This is a genomic window from Vallitalea longa (genome assembly GCF_027923465.1).
Taxonomy (GTDB): Bacteria; Bacillota; Clostridia; order Lachnospirales; family Vallitaleaceae; genus Vallitalea; species Vallitalea longa.
Map to the genome: position 1 here is coordinate 581191 of NZ_BRLB01000001.1, position 19005 is coordinate 600195.

The following is a 19005-nucleotide window of genomic DNA, read 5'->3' on the forward strand; positions in this document are numbered from 1 at the left end:
CATTATTATAAGCATTATAAAAGTTTTAACAGCTTTTACAATTAACCTCCTATCCCAAAGGTTTGTAATAAGATAATTGGCAGGTCTCCTGACTCATGACTTAACCTTAGCTTCTCCTTCTCAAACCTATGGTTCAATGGTTATAAAAGCCTTGTATTCATTTACAGTAATGGGTGTTGTGCTAGAATCTCACTAGCTTCCCTTTTAACAACTAAAATTAATTAGCTGACCAAATATCAATCTTCAATTGTTACTCAATTATAACAGCCTATAATTATCATTTCAATACCCTATAGTACTAATAATAAAAAATTACAAAAAACATTATAATATTAATAAATTCTAATAATTAGTTAATTAAATTAACCTACAACTGAATTTCATTTCATTCTATCATTTCTCGAATATATACTCTTTATCATTTTTTCTACTATATGCTTTTATCAACAAATTCAATATATTAGGAATGAGTATTATGATTATGCATATAAACAAAGTCAACATAAAATGCTCTTTCAGTACAGCTCCCAATATACCTAAAGAGATAGTTATCCCTCCATAAGTAATAAATAAAAATGTGCCACTTACCCTACCAACAAATGCTTCGTCCACCAAAACCATATAGCTACCTTCTGTATAAGTTTGTAAGAATATACTAACTCCCCCTACAATACCAGTGGCAACAAGAGCCACATAGAAATTAGGTGCTAACATAAGTATTATGAATCCAAATACGAAAACAATTGCACCATAAGCCATATATTTATTACTATATTCTTTTGTTTTTATTATACCATTAAGCCATGCTCCAATTATTGATCCTACCCCAATGCTTGCAAATATGAATCCTGTACCCTCTTCTCCATAATTAAATCTGCCTAAAGCAATAATAGCTGGCAAGATATTAAGTATTCCTCCTGCAACAGTATAAAACATCTTATACAAAGCGATTTCTTTTAATGTACCATTTGAAAATATATATTTAAATCCTTCTTTTTGTAGATTTATAAAACTAATTTTTTCCTCTTTTTCTACAACTACAGAAGTTTTATTATTATATCTGATCAATAGCACGAATATCATAGCTACTACGAATGAAGCTGAATTAACTATAACTACTGTATAGAAACCCAAGTAAGCCAATATCATTCCACCACACATAGAACCGAAAATGACAGTAAGTTCATAATACATTCTAAGTCTTGAAATAACTTTTCTAAGTTCAACTCCTTTAAATAACTTTTGAATGATGACATTTTTAGAAATAGTATGTAAAGCACCACATATTGAATTCATGAAGGCAACTACATATACAATATATAATGTATCTGATGATTTAAAAAACAAAACAAACAATATACTAACAGCTCTCACTGCATCCATTAATATTAATGTTTTTTTTGCATTAAAACGATCACTAATACCTCCACCCACGAATGAAAAAATAGCAGAAGGAAGCAAACTGAAAATTAATGTAAAAGACAAAGCTAAAGATGACTGGGTAATAATATATACCATAGCACTTAAAGCCGCTGTGTAAAACCAATTTCCTAGATCAGAAATTATTTGAGCCAATACTAGATATCTAAAACCATTTTTATTTATTTTTGTTGACATAAAACTCCTCCTATAATTACTACTAAATATTATATTATTTGACACTACAATTTATGGATATTCTATTTTCGCTTTACACTAATAAATATTAATTACTCAACTTTCCCATTTCAATATTATATGGGAGTAAGCCAATAATCTACAATAATAATTCAGCTGCATGCAAAATGCTTCTTGGCAGATTGTTTTTATTACTTGTAGTATTATTTTTACTGATATATAATAATTATAATTAATATATTATCTAGTAGTCTAATTATATCATCATAGCCCATAAACATTAAAGAGTATGATATTTCTCAATATAGGAGTGAAATAATGAATTTGTATAGATTTGGAAAAGAATTTAGTGAAATAAGACGTTCTAATAATATCTCTCAACAAAGATTAGCTGATACTATACAATGTAGCCGTAAATATATTAGTCTAATCGAAACAGGAAAAGTAGCTCCATCAACTAATATGATAGTTGAAATGTCTAAAATACTAGGTAACGACATAATAGATTTATTAAAATTTTCTGACTATGATGATCCTGATTTTATGATATCAACTAAAAAGAAAGTAAGTTTATTAATAAATTCATGTGATTATACTGGTCTCAACGACCAACTGACTATAATGGAACATCATACCGATTTTCAAACCCCGCAAAACGAGCAGTATATATTATATCTAAAATCAATATGTGAAATGGAGATAAATCACGATTATTATAAATCAATAGACCTTATCAAAGAATCTTTATTCCTTAAAAAAAATGATGATTTATTATTGTTTTTACATAAAAACAAACTATCCTCTGATAAAATTCGTTCTTATCATAGTTTAGCTATTATATTTCATTTCATAAATGGCTATAAATATAGCATTGAGATATTAGAATATTTATTGACACATAGCAATATTTCATCAAGTCTTTCCAACTTGTCGAAAGTAAAAATGTATAATACTTTAGCTAACACATATATTCTTATGGATAAACATACAAATGCTCTTAATGTGATAAATAAAGCACTATCAATAATAGATTGCATGGATTTAAATGTTCTGAGCATCTTACATTTTAATAAAGCCTATATACTATTTAAATGTAATGAGATTAAAAATAGCAAGGAATACTTTGTCATGACTTACTATGACTATAAAAATCTAAATAACCAAAAACTAATGAAGTACTTAATACATTTTGCTCAAAACAACTGCTCCATAGATATTACTCCCTATATTTTATAATATATGAAACTCCCTATACAAAAAAACTATAATAGCTATCTAATTATAGAATAACTATCATAGTTAATTATTTTGCCTATTTTCCTCTATAAATACTGTAATATTCGTCAATTTTGTCTTTTATATCATCATCAATAAGTACCTTTCCATCAATCTCTCTTTTATATAGATGCTCAACAACCTCATCCATAGTCACTATAGCACATGTTTTCATATTGAACTTCTCTGCCAATTCATTAAGAGCACTCTCATCTCCCTGCCCTTTTTCCATTCTATCCACAGAGATAATCAATCCTTTCACATCTACATCCCCATTAGCTTTAATAATAGGCATAGTCTCATATATGGAAGTCCCTGCAGTAGTAACATCCTCAATGATAATAACCTTGTCACCATCTTTCAACTTACTTCCAAGCAAAATTCCCTTATCACCATGATCCTTAATCTCTTTCCTATTGGAACAATATGAAACTTCCTTTCCATAGCTGTTACTAAGAGCTACAGCCGTAGTAACACTCAAAGGAATCCCCTTGTAAGCTGGTCCAAACAACACATTGAAATCACCATCAAAATTACCCATAATCGCCTTTGCATAAAACTCACTAAGCCTACTTAACTGACTACCAGTCCTATAATTCCCAGTATTAACGAAGAACGGAGTCTTCCTCCCACTCTTAGTCACAAAATCACCAAAAGTAAGAACCCCACACTCCACCATGAACTCGATAAACTCTCTCTTATACTGCTCCATAATATTAATCCTCCTATATCTTCCAATCTTATTATATAACCAAAATTCTTACTTACATCTATCCCAACTTCCACCACCGATGGGAGTAAAGGGGTATGTGAAGTAGCGAACCATACTCCTTTACTCCCCGACCGTTAATCTATATTCCCAATCAATTCATTAACATCTCCAACTCCCATAACATCCATATACCTCTCTATACCTTCAACCACATCAATCGTAGCTCTAGGATTACTAAAATTAGCAGTACCAACAGCAACTCCCGTTGCTCCCGCCAAAATAAATTCTATAGCATCTTCACCAGTACATATTCCTCCAAGCCCTATTATAGGCAGTTTAATACTATTATATACCTGATTCACCATTCTCACCGCTACTGGTTTTATTGCTGGGCCAGAAAAACCTCCAACTCTGTTAGCTAGGATAGGTTTCCTCTTATATATATCAATCTTCATTCCAAGCAAAGTATTAATTAATGATACAGCATCAGCCCCACCTGCTTCTACAGCCCTTGCTATTTCCGTAATATCAGTAACATTAGGACTTAATTTAACAATCAACGGTTGCTTAGCATACTTCTTAACCTCACTAGTCACATACTCAGCCATCTTAGGATCTGTACCAAAAGCTACACCGCCCTCTTTCACATTAGGACAAGATATATTAAGCTCTATCATATCAATATCAGCATCTCTTAGTCTTTTGGCCACTTCAACATACTCTTCAACTGTCTTTCCAGCTATATTAACAATTATATTAGTATCATATTGTCTCAGAAAAGGTATGTCCTCTTCAATAAACACATCAACTCCTGGATTCTGCAATCCAACCGCATTAAGCATACCTCCATATGTTTCCGCAATTCTTGGTGCAGGATTCCCTAACCATTCTTTACTGGCTACACCTTTAACGACTACTCCTCCCAGCCTATTAAGATCAACAAACTTAGAATATTCTCTACCTGATCCAAAAGTTCCAGAAGCAGTCATAACAGGATTCTTAAAATCAACCCCTGCAATATTTACCGAAGTCATCATTCAAACATTACCTCCTTAGCATCAAAAATTGGTCCATCTTTACATACCTTCTTATAAGTATACCCTACTTCATTATCTGCTTTTATCTTACAAATGCATCCAACACAAGCACCAATACCACAACCCATTCTCTCTTCCAAAGAAATCTGAGCATTAATCCCTAATTCTTCTGCCATATCCTGCACAGCAGCCAACATAGGTTTAGGTCCACAAGAATATATATTTCCACTCTTCACTCCAACTTTTCTCATCAAATCAACAACAGTACCTTTATCTCCTACCGAACCATCATCCGTAGCCACATAAACTTCTGCATACTTCCTGAATTCATCAACCAGAAAAGCTCCACTCCTAAACCCAAGAAAGACTCTCTTCTTACCTGGCAATCTCTTAACAACCTCAAGTAGAGGTGGTGCACCTACTCCACCACCAACAATAACATTATCTTCACAATCTCTTAGTGTAAACCCATTACCTAATGGACCTAACACCTCAACTTTATCCCCCGTTTTCAACTCAGAGAACTCTTTTGTCCCCATTCCAACGATCATATATACAATAGTAACTAACCCATTCTCTCTATCTACCTCACAAATACTAATAGGTCTAGGCAATATCCTACTTTCCGCCTTACAATAAACATTAATGAACTGTCCCGCTCTCGCTTCCTCAGCAATCTGCTTCTCTCTAAAAACCATCCTATAAACTCTATCCGCAATTTTTTCATTAACAACTATCTCAGCCAACACTTTATCATTATAACTTTCCTGACACATAATATCTTCCCTTTCTAATCCTATACTCATATGATAACCTAATAAATCATTTCTATATACAATAGTTCCTCTTCCACTATCATTCCCCACGCAATCCCTTTACACTCTCCCGTCTTGCAAAAACCGAAGGGTAAAGTGTTAGAATCACGCAGACCGACCGCTTCTCAGGGTAAGGCAAGTGATTCTAACACTTTACCCTGACCCCTAAATTATATACCTCGGTATCTTCACTACCTAGCTCTGAATCAAGTATATCCAACAACCCTCTAGCCGTATCAAGAGAAGTCAATACAGGAACCGAAGCCTCTATTGCAGCTCTTCTTATCCTAAATCCATCCCTAGTAGAATCATTTGCCTTAGTAGGTGTATTTATTACCAAGTCAAGCATACCGCTTCTTATTAAATCCAGTATATTAGGCACACCTTCACTTATTTTCTTAACTATGCTTACATCAATATTATGTTCTCTAAGAATCTTAGCTGTTCCTTCTGTGGCAAGAAATCTATATCCTCTATTTGCAAATCCTTTTGCAATAGGAATAAATTCTTCTTGGTCATATGGTTTGATAGTCGCTAATATTGTTCCGCCCTTTTTCGGCATATTCATCCCAGATGCTATGAATCCTTTGAAAAGTGCCTCTTCAAAAGTCTTTCCTACTCCTAACACTTCACCTGTTGATCTCATTTCAGGTCCTAAACTAACTTCAACATCAGGAAGTTTTTGTGTTGAGAACACTGGTACTTTTATTGCAATGGTATCCGCTTCCTTATATACTCCCGTACCATATCCTAAATCTTCTAATTTGCTTCCTAACATAACTTTTGTTGCTAGATCTATCATTGGTACTCCTGTTACTTTACTTATATAAGGCACGGTCCTTGAAGATCTTGGATTCACTTCTATGATGTACAATTCGTTTTTATATTCTATATATTGGATGTTAATCATTCCGATAACTTTTAATGCTACTGCTATCTGCTTGGTATGATTAAGTATTTTATCCTTAATTTCTTGTTCTATATTGATAGAAGGATATATTGATATACTATCACCTGAATGAACACCAGCTCTTTCAAGATGTTCCATAATTCCCGGTATTAGAATATCTTGACCATCGCATATAGCATCTACTTCTATTTCTCTACCAATTAAGTACCTGTCAATCAATACAGGATTCTTACTATCTCTTTCAAAAGCTTGAACTAGATATCTCTCTAATTCTATTTTATCATAAGTAATTTCCATTCCCTGTCCACCAAGTACATATGATGGTCTAACAAGTACCGGATAACCTAATAATTCTGCTTCATCTAATCCTTCTTCGAGATTCCATACTGCTTTACCTTTCGGTCTCTCTATTCCAAGTGATTCCATCAGTTCATCAAATTTCTCTCTATCTTCTGCTTCATCGATCTGCTCAGGTTTAGTTCCTAATACGTTTACATTCATTTCATCTAAGAAACCTGCAAGCTTAATAGCTGTTTGTCCTCCGAATTGAAGTATCACTCCATCAGGATTTTCTTTTTCTATTATGTTGAGAACATCTTCTTCTGTTAACGGTTCAAAATATAGTTTATCGGCAGTATCAAAATCTGTACTAACGGTTTCTGGATTATTATTAGCTATTATTGTTTCTATCCCTGCTTTTCTAAGGGCTATGATACTGTGTACACTACAGTAATCAAATTCTATACCCTGACCGATTCTAATAGGACCAGAACCTATAACCATGACTTTCTTCTTATCCGATACTTCTACTTCATCGTATTCGTCATATGTTGAATAATAATAAGGAGATAATGCTTCAAACTCTCCTCCACATGTGTCTACCATCTTGAATACTGCTTTTATATGATATGCTTTTCTAAGATTATAGACTTCTACAGGTTTACATCCTACAAAATCAGCGATTGCTTTATCTGAAAATCCTTTTTTCTTAAGGAATAACATCCATTCTCTATCTATATCATCTATTGTATTACTTCTAAGTTTCTCTTCTTCATTAACTATTCCTTTTATCTTATTTACAAAAAATTCGTCTATTCCAGTAATCTTGCATACTTTATCTATTCTATAATTTCTTCGTAATAATTCTGCTAAATCGAATAATCTCTCGTCATCAGGTATCTGAACTCTTCTTTTTAGTTCTGCTAAACTTCTTGTAGCTGCTTTCTTATGGTATAACGAATATTCTCCTATTTCCAGAGAACGAATTGCTTTTAATAATGCAGCTTCGAAGTTATTTCCTATGGCCATGACTTCACCGGTTGCCATCATTTTGGTTCCCAAAGTCTTCTTAGCCCTTCTGAATTTATCGAAAGGCCATTTTGGTATCTTTATTACACAATAATCTAATGTAGGTTCAAAACATGCTTTCGTTTTTTTAGTTACAGCATTACTGATTTCATCTAATCCATAACCGAGAGCTATCTTAGCACTCACTTTCGCTATAGGATATCCTGTAGCTTTTGATGCTAAAGCAGAGGAACGACTTACTCTTGGGTTAATCTCAATAACTGCATACTCAAAACTTTCTGGATGAAGTGCTAACTGAACGTTACATCCTCCTTCGATTCCAATTGCATTTATAATATCTATGGAAGCTTTTCTTAGCATCTGATATTCAACGTCCGATAGAGTCTGTGAAGGAGCTACTACAATACTATCTCCAGTGTGTACACCAACAGGATCGATATTTTCCATATTACAAACTGTAATACAGTTACCAAATGAGTCTCTCATTACCTCATATTCTATCTCTTTCCAGCCTTTTATTGATTTTTCAAGGAGTACTTGACCAACTCTACTAAGTTGAAGTCCCTTTGCTAATATTTGTTTTAACTCTTCTCTGTCTTCGGCGATTCCTCCACCGCTGCCTCCTAGTGTATATGCAGGTCTTACAACAACTGGATAACCAATCTTACCAGCGAATTCTACTCCTTCTTCCATACTGGTCACTATTTTACTTTCGATAACAGGTTGATTGATTTTCTCCATTAATTTCTTGAAATCTTCCCTATCTTCACCTTCTTTTATTGCTTCTATAGAAGTTCCTATTACCCTGACATCATATTTATCCAATATACCACTGTCATAGAGCTCTACAGCTATATTTAATCCTGTTTGTCCACCCATTCCTGCTATCAAACTATCTGGTCTTTCTATCTTGATGACTTTTTCTAGATACTCAACAGTAAGGGGTTCAATATAAACTTTATCCGCAATTTCCTTATCTGTCATGATTGTCGCAGGATTACTGTTAACAAGTACAGTTTCAATTCCTTCTTCTCTAAGTGCTTGACAAGCTTGAGTCCCTGAATAATCAAACTCAGCTGCTTGACCGATTACGATAGGTCCTGAACCAATTACTAAAACTTTTTTTATACTCATATCTTTAGGCATTATGTCTTCCTCCCTTACTTATAGTATCAATAAACTCATCAAAAATCCCAGCTGTATCATATGGTCCAGGACAAGCTTCTGGATGAAATTGTATACTATATATGCTGTATTTATTATGTCTCATTCCTTCAATTGTATTGTCATTAACATTTATATGTGTCACATTGACATCTTCAGGAAGTCCTTCACCAGTTACCACATAACCATGATTCTGAGAAGTTATCATTATTTTACCTGTCTTCATGTCTTTCACAGGATGATTGGCTCCTCTATGACCAAATTTCAATTTCTCGGTATTACCTCCCAAAGCTAATGCTAATAGCTGATGCCCTAGACAAATACCAGTTATAGGTTTTTTCCCCACTAACTTCTTAATCTCAACTATAGATTCTGGTATATCTTTAGGATCTCCAGGTCCATTTGATAAAAACACCCCATCAGGTTCAACCGCCAAAATGTCCTCTGCATTTGCACCGGCAGGAAATATTGTTAATTTACATCCTCTTTTTTTGAAAGAATCTATGATATTCTGTTTGATTCCAAAATCCATTATAGCTATATGTAATCCTTGTCCATCTTGTACCTTAATTTCTTTGGTCGTAACCTCTTTAACAGCATTCTTGTTGCTAAATCCATCCAACTTTAATTTGATCTGACTATCTGTCAAGTCTCTTACAGTAATAATTCCCTTCATAGTACCATAATTTCTTATAATCTTAGTAAGTGCCCTAGTATCTACACCTTCTATACCTAATATTCTATTTTCCTTAAGATATGTATCAAGTTCAAACTCACATCTCCAGTTGCTAGGCTCATTACATTTCTCTCTAACTACGAACCCTCTAACCTTAGCTCCTTTAGACTGCATATCATCAATATTGATTCCATAATTACCAATCAAAGGATATGTCATTGTAACTATCTGTCCATAATAAGACGGATCTGTCAACACTTCCTGATAACCTGTCATCCCTGTATTAAAAACAACCTCTCCAACTGTTTCCTTAAGATACCCAAAAGCTCTCCCATGAAAAACAGTACCATTCTCAAGAATCAATCTAGCCTTCATATTAGCAAACTCCTTTTAAAGTCATCTATTATCTATAAACAGTAACTAAATTTTACTTTTATCTTTTTTATCTATATACCACAGACGGTGAGCCAGGCAATTTAAACACGGACGTTTGACTTGACGGCAAAACATACTTCTTGACTCCCTGACCGTGCTACACTAAATACTTATAATTAAGAGATTCTATCTCACCCTATTCAGGTCATCCCTCATCCTAATAACAGCTTCTCTAGCTGCCTTACCAAATTCCTCTTCTCTAAACTTCTTCTTATACTCATCCTTAGTATAAGCCGCTATAATCCCTCTTGATGAATTCACTATAGCTCCTAATCCATCCTTATTGAAGCATCCTGCCAAATCCTCAGCAGTAGCACCCTGTGCTCCATATCCAGGCACTAAGAAGAAAATCTTAGGCATAATCTTTCTAAGCTCCGTACTCTGTTTTGGATAAGTCGCTCCAACAACAGCTCCTATCCTGCTATATCCAAGCTCACCCATTGACTTCTCGCCCCACTGAGCTACGAGCTTTCCTACTCTTTCATATATCTTCTCACCATCAACTACAAGATCCTGTATTTCACCACTATTTGGATTAGATGTCTTAACTAAAACAAACAGTCCTTTATCATATTTATTGCAATTTCCTATATAAGGTTCAATAGAATCATATCCTAGGTATGGATTAAGAGTGATATAATCCTCTCTATACACCTCAAATGACTCTTCCTCAACTTCAACCCTACCAATATGTCCGTTAGAATAAGCCATTGCAGTAGAAGCTATATCACTTCTTTTTATATCTCCTATTACTATAAGCCCTTTTTCCTTAGCATAATTGATTGTATTGATGTAAGCGTTCAAACCATGAACACCAAACTGCTCATACATTGCAACTTGAGGTTTTACCGCTGGTACCAAATCAAATATATTATCTATTATCTCTTTATTGAAGTTATAAAACGCATCTGAAGCACCTTGAAGAGTCTTTCCATACTTATCATATGATTTTTCTTTTATATACTCTGGTACAAAATTAAGTCTTGGATCTAACCCTACAACAGTTGCATTATTCATCTCTTTTATTTTTCTTATTAAACTATCTATCATCTTTCTATTCCTCCTTGATTATTATTCAAATACTACTTTTCCATTAACTATTGTATATTTAACCTTTCCTTTTACATGTCTATTATGGAAAGGACTGTTTTTGCTTTTGGAACTGAATTTGTTTATATCGATTTCATATTCTTGTTTAGGATCAATGATTGTTATATCCGCTACTTTTCCAATCTCTAAATTACCTTTATCAATACCTAACATTTTAGCTGGAGTATAACTCATTTTCTTAATCAGTTCTATAGGTGTTAATATTCCTGTTTCAACTAATTCAGTAATTCCTAGTGGAACAGCTGTTTCTAATCCTACAATTCCATTAGGAGCTTTTTCATATCCTCTATTTTTTTCTTCTGAACTATGTGGAGCATGATCTGTAGCTATTATTTCAATCAATCCATCTTTCAGAGCTTTTTTTATAGCTTCAACATCCTCTTTACTTCTTAATGGCGGATTCATTTTTGTATTAGTATTATCTAATGTAACATCTTCTTCTGTTAATGTATAATGGTGTGGACAAACTTCAGCAGTTACATCTACGCCTCTATCTTTAGCATTTCTTAAGAACTCTATACTTTCTTTTGTACTAATATGACAGATATGAAGTTTAACTCCCGTTTTGGATGCTAATATTATATCTCTTGAAACTATTATATCTTCTGCTTCTGTAGGTATTCCTATAACACCTAACTTATTAGCAACTCCTTCATTCATTATCCCTTCTTTAGCCATATTAGCATCTTCACAATGTGATAATATAGGTATGTTCTTTGTTTTTGCAATCTTCATTGCATCATTTAACATTTTTGCATTCATAACTGATTTACCGTCTTCACTAAAAGCACATGCTCCAGCCTCTACCATAGCTTCAATATCTACCAATTTTTCCCCGTCTTGACCTAAAGTTATTGCTCCGATAGGCAAAACGTTTACAACTGATTCTTTTTTAGCTTTATCCCTAATAAATCTAATTAATTCTGGTGTGTCTATAGCAGGATTCGTATTTGGCATAGCACATATAGTAGTAAATCCTCCTGCTGCTGCACTTCTGCTTCCTGTAGCTATTGTTTCCTTATGTTCGAAACCTGGTTCTCTTAGATGTACATGTACATCTATAAGTCCTGGTGTCACCCATAAACCATCTGCTTCCAATATTTTATCTGCTTCTTGGCAACTAATATTTTGTTCTATTTTATTTATCATCTCATTCTCAATAAGTATATCTAGCTTTTTCATTGAACTATATTTTGGATTAATAACCGTTCCATTTTTAATCAATAACTTCATTTAATAAACCTCCTTCAACTTATAACCTTATTAATAAAGTCTACATACAGAATTGAATATAAATATCTTTTTTTAAAAAAGGGAATACATATGATAATAACTAAGTGTTATCATATATATTCCCTAATATAGCAAAATTTATTTTTTTCAATTACAAATGAGGACAGCATTTCCATAATAATATTATCTGTCTTACCATTATCATTTACAATATTTCTATAATTTTTTATACAATAAAAGAACGCACCGATGTCTCGCATCATTATTTCCTCCCTTGCTGGTCTCTCTGTACCAATTTAAAGGTCGACTTGCGTACTGTCGAATTTGCCTTATACATTTTTATAAATGATAGCATAACCAATTGCAAAAGTCAATAACTTTCTATTTAATTTTAGTGCTTATAAATATATAATATAATAATTTTAATAAGTATTAATTTTATTAAAATTGCTTATATAACCTTTAATAAATTAAGCAATTTCTAAATATTTTTTATTATTTCAATTTATCAAATACATTTTATTAATATTATATTATTTATTAGGTATATTTAGATATATTGGTATATATTTTAATGACTTTTTATGGTTTGTTTTGAAATAATGGCAGTTCTATCCAAATAGAACTGCCTTCGTCAATAAAAACTATAATTAATATAATCAATTAAACATTTATCAATATAACAGAAGCTACTTTAACTAAATCTGTCATAATCATCTTCAGTTATATCATTTAATACTTCCCCAGCCTCGTCTTCATAAGTTCTAGCCTGTGATAAATCCTTTAATGAGATTATTCCTACTACATTTTTGTCTTCCACAACAGGAATTCTTTTGACTTGATTATGAGACATAAGATCTGCAACATCTTTTACATTCATATCTGGTGTAGCAGTAACAACATCTTTTGTCATTATATCTTTACATTTTGCATTTTCAACATTAACATCTTCAGCAATAGTTTTTAATACAATATCTCGATCAGTTACAATTCCTATCAATTGATTATTATCTTCAACAGGAACTGATCCAATATCTTCATCTCTCATCTTCCTAGCAACTTCTTTTATAGAAGTATCCTCACAAACAGAAACTATATCTGATGTCATAATTTCTTTAGCTTTCATAATAGTCACCTCTCCTTTTAATAAATATATACACAAATATTATTAGAAGAAAGATAATTTTATATACATAAAGTTAATGAACTACTAAATATACCCTTATAAAATGTAAGTTGCCAACCATATAAATCAACCTGAATATAATATGGTCAATTATTTAATATATATATCATTTTTATCAATTGCATATATATATATATGATAAAAAAAATCTCCAACCCTTTTTAGCTGGAGATTACTTATAACTATATTCTTATACCATGACTTCTATAAATAGGGACAGTAAACATGATTCCTTTTCCTGTACCACCTTTATCTAATTCTAGTATTTTTTCAATTTCATTCATAGTCTTTAATACAGCTTCCTCTGTTGGAAGTGCAACAAATATTGTTTTATTATATTTTTTATTATCCGCATTGTTCATATAATTAAATGTCTTGTGGGATATTTTTGCATTAAAGCCATCCAATGTTGATAATCCAAATGTATCAACAACTGTATACCGTGATATATTTAATTCTGCTAACTTTTTCTTTATGCTTTTGGACTTTTTAATATCATTTATCACTATAAAAAGAATATATTTACAATTTACCATATATCATCCTCTTTTCTTAAATAGGATTAAATTAATAATATTCACTTTCAAATTCTTTAGCCAAAATCTTCTTATTTTCTCTACTTTCGATGTGACGTTGTAATTCTCCGCCTCTCATATGTGTAACTGGCAATACAAACATAATCCCTTTATTAGGCTTTTTCATATCGCCACCCAATACTTTTTCGATATGATTCATTACCAAGTCAACTTGGTCTTCACGTTCAATAACAGAAAATAATGTTTTGTTATAATGAGTATCACCATCAATAGATTTCATAAAACCGCCAATTACAGGTATGCTATAAATGTCTTTGCTGATAGCAGTAGCACCCATACTATCAATTACAGTTGCCCCTCTTATACCTAATTGTTTCATTTTGAATAAGACTTCTGGTAAATATTCAGGCTCATTCAATACTATAAACAATACAAACACACTATCACTCCTTTATGCTTTATTATTATTAAGTCCAAATTTGGACTATTAATAGTCATTGATTAGAACTTATTAATTATCTCAATAATATGACATTCCCTATTAAAATATCATTATACTATTTGCCGTCTGATACTTCAACAGGTTTTTCTTTTTTAAATAATAATTTTAGAAGCGGAGGTGTCACAATTGTTGATATCACTACTAATAAAACAACACTTGTAAAAGTTTGATTTGTTATTATTCCACTGCTTAGTCCCTGATTAGCAACTATTAATGCTACCTCAGCCCGGGCTATCATACCAACACCTATTTGTAATGAATGCTTTCCATTAAATCCTGATATCCTTGCACTAACACCACAACCAACAATTTTACCTACAACAGCTATTGTTACAATTACTAAAGCATAGCCAATATAATTAACTATATCACTTGTTATTACTGCATTAAGTCCTATACTAACAAAAAATATTGGTGTAAATAACGCATATGCAAATGATTGTATTTTACTAACAACACGGTGTCTGTAAGGAGTTGCAGCAAGAGCTACTCCTGCAAAATATGCACCTGTAATTGCTGCTACACTAAACATTTCAGCCATATAAGCAAATATGAAACATAAAATTATCGCAAATGTTACGATTCTATCTCTCCACACAGAACCTTGCGCAAATTTTGTTATTCCTTTTGAAATAATTATTCCTGCTAAAACAGCTATAATGAAGAATGATACTATTTTTATCATCAATTGTTTTATATCTGTATCTCCTGAAGGATTAACCATACCTGATACTACCGCTAATAGAACGATTCCCAATACATCATCAATTATAGCCGCACCTAATATGGAAATTCCTTGTTTACTACCTAATTGTTTCATATCTCTAAGAACTGAAACAGAAATACTAACAGAAGTTGCTGTTAATATTGTACCTATATATAAAGCAAACATTAATTGATGATGAGCGTCACCATCAGGTAAAAAATTCTTAAAAAACAATAAAGGAACCAAAGTTCCTAATCCTAACGGTAACAGAACACCACCCATTGCTATTATTGAAGCACCTTTTCCAGATGACTTAAGTTCTTTCAAATCAGTTTCCAAACCGGCTAAAAACATTAAAAATATAACACCTATTTGTGATATATCATGTATTAGATCATTTTTGCCATCTACTAAATTAAATACTGTCGGACCAATTATTATTCCCACTAATATTTGTCCAAGAACTGGTGGCATTGATACCTTTGAAGCCAACCATCCACCAATTGCGGCTGCTACTAAAAGTATTGCCAGCTGTAGTAAAAATTCATACCCTTGTGCATGTTGCATCATTGCTGATAAATCCATTTTTTATGCCCCCTAATATAATTTTAAATTAGCACAAATTAGATTCTACTACTATTATGTGCAATATGCAATGGTAATAATGTCAAATATAAAAGTATATTAGTTATTTTTTTCGTAATATATATAGAATTTTTGTCGAAAAACGCTATTATTTTAGTTTAATATGACAAAAGTGCACAATAAAATATGAGTTTACTCATACCCAAAGATACTTATTTGAATTATGTAACTTCAAAATAGTCAAAGTTAATATATTAACTTTGACTATTTTTATTATACATTTGCAATGTTTTTTAATTTTTGAGTTTGATCAGCTGTTATTAAACTATCAACGATTTCTTCTATATCTCCATCCAAAATACTATCTAGCCTGTGTAGAGTAAGTTTTATTCTGTGATCCGTAACTCTTCCTTGAGGGAAATTATAGGTACGTATTTTTTCACTTCTATCACCTGTACCTACCTGGCTTTTTCTATTCTCAGCTAATTCTTTTTGTTGTTTCGCTTGTTCCATGTCAAACAATCTCGAACGAAGTACTTTCATAGCTTTATCTTTATTCTTGAGCTGAGATTTCTCATCTTGGCAACTAACTACTAAACCAGTTGGCAAGTGAGTTATTCTAACAGCAGAATCAGTTGTATTTACACACTGACCTCCATTACCAGAAGCTCTGAAAACATCTACTCTTACATCATTCATATTAATCTCAACTGCCACATCTTCAACTTCTGGCAAAACAGCTACTGTTACTGTGGAAGTATGAATTCTTCCTCCTGATTCTGTAACAGGAACTCTCTGAACACGATGCACACCACTTTCATATTTTAATTTTGAGTAAGCACCTTTTCCTGTAATCATGAATACTACTTCTTTAAAACCGCCAACACCACATTCATTAAAACTTATTAATTCAACTTTCCATCTACTTCTTTCAGCATATCTTGAATACATACGGAATAGACTTCCAGCAAATAGAGCTGCTTCATCTCCTCCAGCTCCGCCTCTAATTTCAACAAACACGTTTTTATCGTCATTAGGGTCTTTGGGTAATAATAAAATTTTTATTTCTTCTTCTATTTCAGTTAATCGTTCTTTACTTTCATTAAGTTCTTCTTTAGCCATTTCCTTCATTTCTGGATCTTCTTCTTCTTCGAGAATAGCTAAACTGTCGTCTATATTAATTTTAGTATTCTTATATTCCTTATATTTTTCAACAATGGGCATTAAATCACTATGTTCCTTCATAAGCTTACGCCATTTGTCTTGCTGACTAATAATCTCCGGATCATTAATCATTTCTGATATTTCTTCAAATTTACTTACTATGCCGTCTAATTTACCAAACATAACTACACCTCTCTATATTAAGTTAGGGAATTTATAATTATGAATATTATATTTTATTTGTAATCCCTTATTTATTATATGCACCAGCAACCACTCTATTAATACCTGCAAGATCTTTATATATTCTAATATCATCGTATCCTAGTGCTTCTAGAATATTTTTAACGTCTATACCTTGATCATATCCTACTTCATATAAAACATAACTCCTTTTCTTGGTCCTATTTTTTATTTGTCTGGAGATCTCTCTATAAAAATATAGTCCATCTATTCCTCCATCCAAAGCTTTTATAGGTTCGTATTCTTTTACTTCTTTCATCAATCCATCGATATCACTACTTCTTATATAAGGTGGATTAGATATGAATAGTTGAAACTCTATACCTTCATCTATATTTTCAAATAGATTACTTTGTATGAATTGGATTCTATCATCGACATCATTAATTATTGCATTATGTTTAGCGATATCTATAGCTTCACTTGAGATATCAACTGTAGTAGCATGTACATTTTGGCAATCACAACATATACTGATAGGTATACATCCTGTACCTGTACCAATTTCCAATATACTGGTTATATCGTTTTCTTTTATATATTTAATTGCTTCTATTACAAGAATTTCCGTATCTTGTCTTGGAATCAATACATTTCTATCCACTTTAAATGTTAATCCCATGAATTCTTGATATCCAATTATATATTGAAGGGGTTTCCCCTTAGCTCTTATATTTATAAGATTATTATATCTATCATAATCTTCATCTGATAACAATTCATTTCCATTAACTAATGTATATATTTTATCTACCTGAAGTACATGTTCCAATAATAGATTTGCATCTATTCTAGCATCAAGTACATCATTTTTAGATAGAGTCTTTATACCATCATCCAATACATTCCTTATGGTCTTCTTCATCAGTAACTAAGACCCCTTTCAAAGAAGCTATAGCAACTTCTATCTGTGAATCATCTGGTTCTCTTGTTGTCAAATTTTGTAACAATAATCCTGGTTTAGCTATAATATTAGCTAATTTTGATTCTGATCTGCCTAACCATCTGATAATTTCATAAGATAAACCAGCTATCAATGGCAAGCATAATAATCTCACTGCGAATCTTAACCAAAATGTTCTAACATCAATAATCATCAATACCAATATACTCATAAGAACTACTATCAATAAAAAGTTAGTACCACATCTTTTATGTTGTCTTGATTGTTTTCTAATATTTTCAACTGTCAATTCTTCTTCACTTTCTAAACAATTTATTGATTTATGCTCTGCTCCATGATATTGAAAGACTCTTTGTATATCTTTCATCAATGATATTATCTTTAAGTATGATAGGAATATTACAACACGTATTACACCATCAACTAGATTAATTAGATTTTCACTTGGCAATATGTCTTTTACCAACTGTGATATACCTAATGGTAATAATACAAATAATCCTATAGCTAATATTATTGACATTACCACTGAAAAACCAACTATAACATTATCTAATTTATCTCCGAATATTTTACTAAGAAACTTATCGAATTTATCAGGTTCTTTTTCCTTATCCTCTTCTTCAACTTCAAAGAATTCTGCTGAGAAAGTGAGGATCTTCATACCAATCACCAATGATTCGATAAATGCCAACATACCTCGAAACAATGGTAATTTAAAAAATTTCACTTTTTCTGAAAAACTGGTATATTCTTTTTTATCAACAATAATCTCTTTATCTGGCTTTCTGATAGCTACAGCATAGGTGTTTTTATTCTTCATCATAACACCTTCTATTACAGCTTGACCTCCTATATCAACTCTTTTCAATTTATATCACTTCCAT

The 19005-nt window shown here is 32.1% G+C and carries 16 protein-coding genes and 1 riboswitch; of the genes, 1 reads left to right on the forward strand and 15 read right to left on the reverse strand.

Features of this window, described 5'->3' with window-relative positions:
* Positions 1–61: 61 nt before the first annotated feature.
* A riboswitch (cobalamin riboswitch) is annotated at positions 62–249 on the reverse strand.
* Positions 250–393: 144 nt separating this feature from the next.
* The gene (locus QMG30_RS02495; RefSeq protein ID WP_281811891.1) at positions 394–1617 is read right to left on the reverse strand and encodes an MFS transporter; all 1224 of its coding nucleotides are present in this window, start codon (positions 1615–1617) and stop codon (positions 394–396) included.
* Between the two features lie 318 nt (positions 1618–1935).
* Here QMG30_RS02495 and QMG30_RS02500 point away from each other — a divergent pair, with 318 nt between their 5' ends.
* Positions 1936–2853 carry a helix-turn-helix domain-containing protein gene (locus tag QMG30_RS02500; protein WP_281811893.1) on the forward strand — a complete coding sequence of 306 codons (918 nt, stop codon included), beginning with the start codon at positions 1936–1938 and terminating at the stop codon, positions 2851–2853.
* Between the two features lie 76 nt (positions 2854–2929).
* On the opposite strand, the gene pyrE is transcribed toward QMG30_RS02500, so the two are convergent.
* The 14 genes from pyrE to QMG30_RS02570 all read right to left on the reverse strand — a co-directional run bounded on the left by pyrE (position 2930) and on the right by QMG30_RS02570 (position 18989).
* Positions 2930–3604, reverse strand: a complete 675-nt coding sequence (gene pyrE, locus QMG30_RS02505; protein ID WP_281811895.1) for an orotate phosphoribosyltransferase — start codon at positions 3602–3604, stop codon at positions 2930–2932.
* 134 nt (positions 3605–3738) lie between these two features.
* Positions 3739–4641: a dihydroorotate dehydrogenase gene (locus tag QMG30_RS02510; protein WP_281811897.1), complete on the reverse strand. Its 903-nt coding sequence runs from the start codon at positions 4639–4641 to the stop codon at positions 3739–3741.
* The gene (locus QMG30_RS02515; protein ID WP_281811899.1) at positions 4638–5507 is read right to left on the reverse strand and encodes a dihydroorotate dehydrogenase electron transfer subunit; all 870 of its coding nucleotides are present in this window, start codon (positions 5505–5507) and stop codon (positions 4638–4640) included. The genes QMG30_RS02510 and QMG30_RS02515 overlap by 4 nt, the downstream gene beginning before the upstream one ends.
* Positions 5508–5601: 94 nt before the next feature.
* Entirely contained in the window at positions 5602–8820 is a 3219-nt protein-coding gene (carB, locus tag QMG30_RS02520) for a carbamoyl-phosphate synthase large subunit (protein WP_281811901.1), read from the reverse strand.
* Positions 8813–9889, reverse strand: coding sequence for a carbamoyl phosphate synthase small subunit (locus tag QMG30_RS02525; protein ID WP_281811903.1), 1077 nt, complete (start codon positions 9887–9889; stop codon positions 8813–8815). Before QMG30_RS02525 ends, carB begins: the two co-directional genes overlap by 8 nt.
* A 186-nt stretch (positions 9890–10075) precedes the next feature.
* Positions 10076–10999: an orotidine-5'-phosphate decarboxylase gene (gene pyrF, locus QMG30_RS02530; protein ID WP_281811904.1), complete on the reverse strand. Its 924-nt coding sequence runs from the start codon at positions 10997–10999 to the stop codon at positions 10076–10078.
* Positions 11000–11020: 21 nt separating this feature from the next.
* A complete protein-coding gene (locus QMG30_RS02535; protein WP_281811907.1) occupies positions 11021–12292 on the reverse strand; it encodes a dihydroorotase in 1272 nt (423 codons plus the stop codon).
* Between the two features lie 694 nt (positions 12293–12986).
* Positions 12987–13418, reverse strand: a complete 432-nt coding sequence (locus tag QMG30_RS02540; protein ID WP_281811908.1) for a CBS domain-containing protein — start codon at positions 13416–13418, stop codon at positions 12987–12989.
* Positions 13419–13660: 242 nt separating this feature from the next.
* Positions 13661–14014: a hypothetical protein gene (locus tag QMG30_RS02545; protein ID WP_281811910.1), complete on the reverse strand. Its 354-nt coding sequence runs from the start codon at positions 14012–14014 to the stop codon at positions 13661–13663.
* A gap of 31 nt (positions 14015–14045) precedes the next feature.
* The gene (locus QMG30_RS02550; protein ID WP_281811912.1) at positions 14046–14453 is read right to left on the reverse strand and encodes a P-II family nitrogen regulator; all 408 of its coding nucleotides are present in this window, start codon (positions 14451–14453) and stop codon (positions 14046–14048) included.
* A gap of 118 nt (positions 14454–14571) precedes the next feature.
* Positions 14572–15807: a cation:proton antiporter gene (locus QMG30_RS02555; protein WP_281811914.1), complete on the reverse strand. Its 1236-nt coding sequence runs from the start codon at positions 15805–15807 to the stop codon at positions 14572–14574.
* Between the two features lie 273 nt (positions 15808–16080).
* Positions 16081–17154, reverse strand: coding sequence for a peptide chain release factor 1 (gene prfA, locus QMG30_RS02560; RefSeq protein ID WP_281811917.1), 1074 nt, complete (start codon positions 17152–17154; stop codon positions 16081–16083).
* 67 nt (positions 17155–17221) lie between these two features.
* Positions 17222–18079 (reverse strand): peptide chain release factor N(5)-glutamine methyltransferase, encoded by an 858-nt coding sequence (gene prmC / locus QMG30_RS02565; protein WP_281811919.1) that lies wholly within the window; start codon positions 18077–18079, stop codon positions 17222–17224.
* On the reverse strand, positions 18048–18989 hold the full coding sequence (locus tag QMG30_RS02570) for a DUF1385 domain-containing protein (RefSeq protein ID WP_281811921.1): 942 nt from the start codon (positions 18987–18989) through the stop codon (positions 18048–18050). The genes prmC and QMG30_RS02570 overlap by 32 nt, the downstream gene beginning before the upstream one ends.
* Positions 18990–19005 lie beyond the last annotated feature (16 nt).

What these genes read in the sequence shown, in the direction of transcription:
- QMG30_RS02495 (WP_281811891.1), bottom strand. Translation starts at nt 1,617, where the DNA reads ATGTCAACAAAAATAAATAAAAATGGTTTTAGATATCTAGTATTGGCT.
- QMG30_RS02500 (WP_281811893.1), top strand. Translation starts at nt 1,936, where the DNA reads ATGAATTTGTATAGATTTGGAAAAGAATTTAGTGAAATAAGACGTTCT.
- pyrE (WP_281811895.1), bottom strand. Translation starts at nt 3,604, where the DNA reads ATGGAGCAGTATAAGAGAGAGTTTATCGAGTTCATGGTGGAGTGTGGG.
- QMG30_RS02510 (WP_281811897.1), bottom strand. Translation starts at nt 4,641, where the DNA reads ATGATGACTTCGGTAAATATTGCAGGGGTTGATTTTAAGAATCCTGTT.
- carB (WP_281811901.1), bottom strand. Translation starts at nt 8,820, where the DNA reads ATGCCTAAAGATATGAGTATAAAAAAAGTTTTAGTAATTGGTTCAGGA.
- QMG30_RS02525 (WP_281811903.1), bottom strand. Translation starts at nt 9,889, where the DNA reads ATGAAGGCTAGATTGATTCTTGAGAATGGTACTGTTTTTCATGGGAGA.
- pyrF (WP_281811904.1), bottom strand. Translation starts at nt 10,999, where the DNA reads ATGATAGATAGTTTAATAAGAAAAATAAAAGAGATGAATAATGCAACT.
- QMG30_RS02535 (WP_281811907.1), bottom strand. Translation starts at nt 12,292, where the DNA reads ATGAAGTTATTGATTAAAAATGGAACGGTTATTAATCCAAAATATAGT.
- QMG30_RS02540 (WP_281811908.1), bottom strand. Translation starts at nt 13,418, where the DNA reads ATGAAAGCTAAAGAAATTATGACATCAGATATAGTTTCTGTTTGTGAG.
- QMG30_RS02545 (WP_281811910.1), bottom strand. Translation starts at nt 14,014, where the DNA reads ATGGTAAATTGTAAATATATTCTTTTTATAGTGATAAATGATATTAAA.
- QMG30_RS02555 (WP_281811914.1), bottom strand. Translation starts at nt 15,807, where the DNA reads ATGGATTTATCAGCAATGATGCAACATGCACAAGGGTATGAATTTTTA.
- prfA (WP_281811917.1), bottom strand. Translation starts at nt 17,154, where the DNA reads ATGTTTGGTAAATTAGACGGCATAGTAAGTAAATTTGAAGAAATATCA.
- prmC (WP_281811919.1), bottom strand. Translation starts at nt 18,079, where the DNA reads ATGAAGAAGACCATAAGGAATGTATTGGATGATGGTATAAAGACTCTA.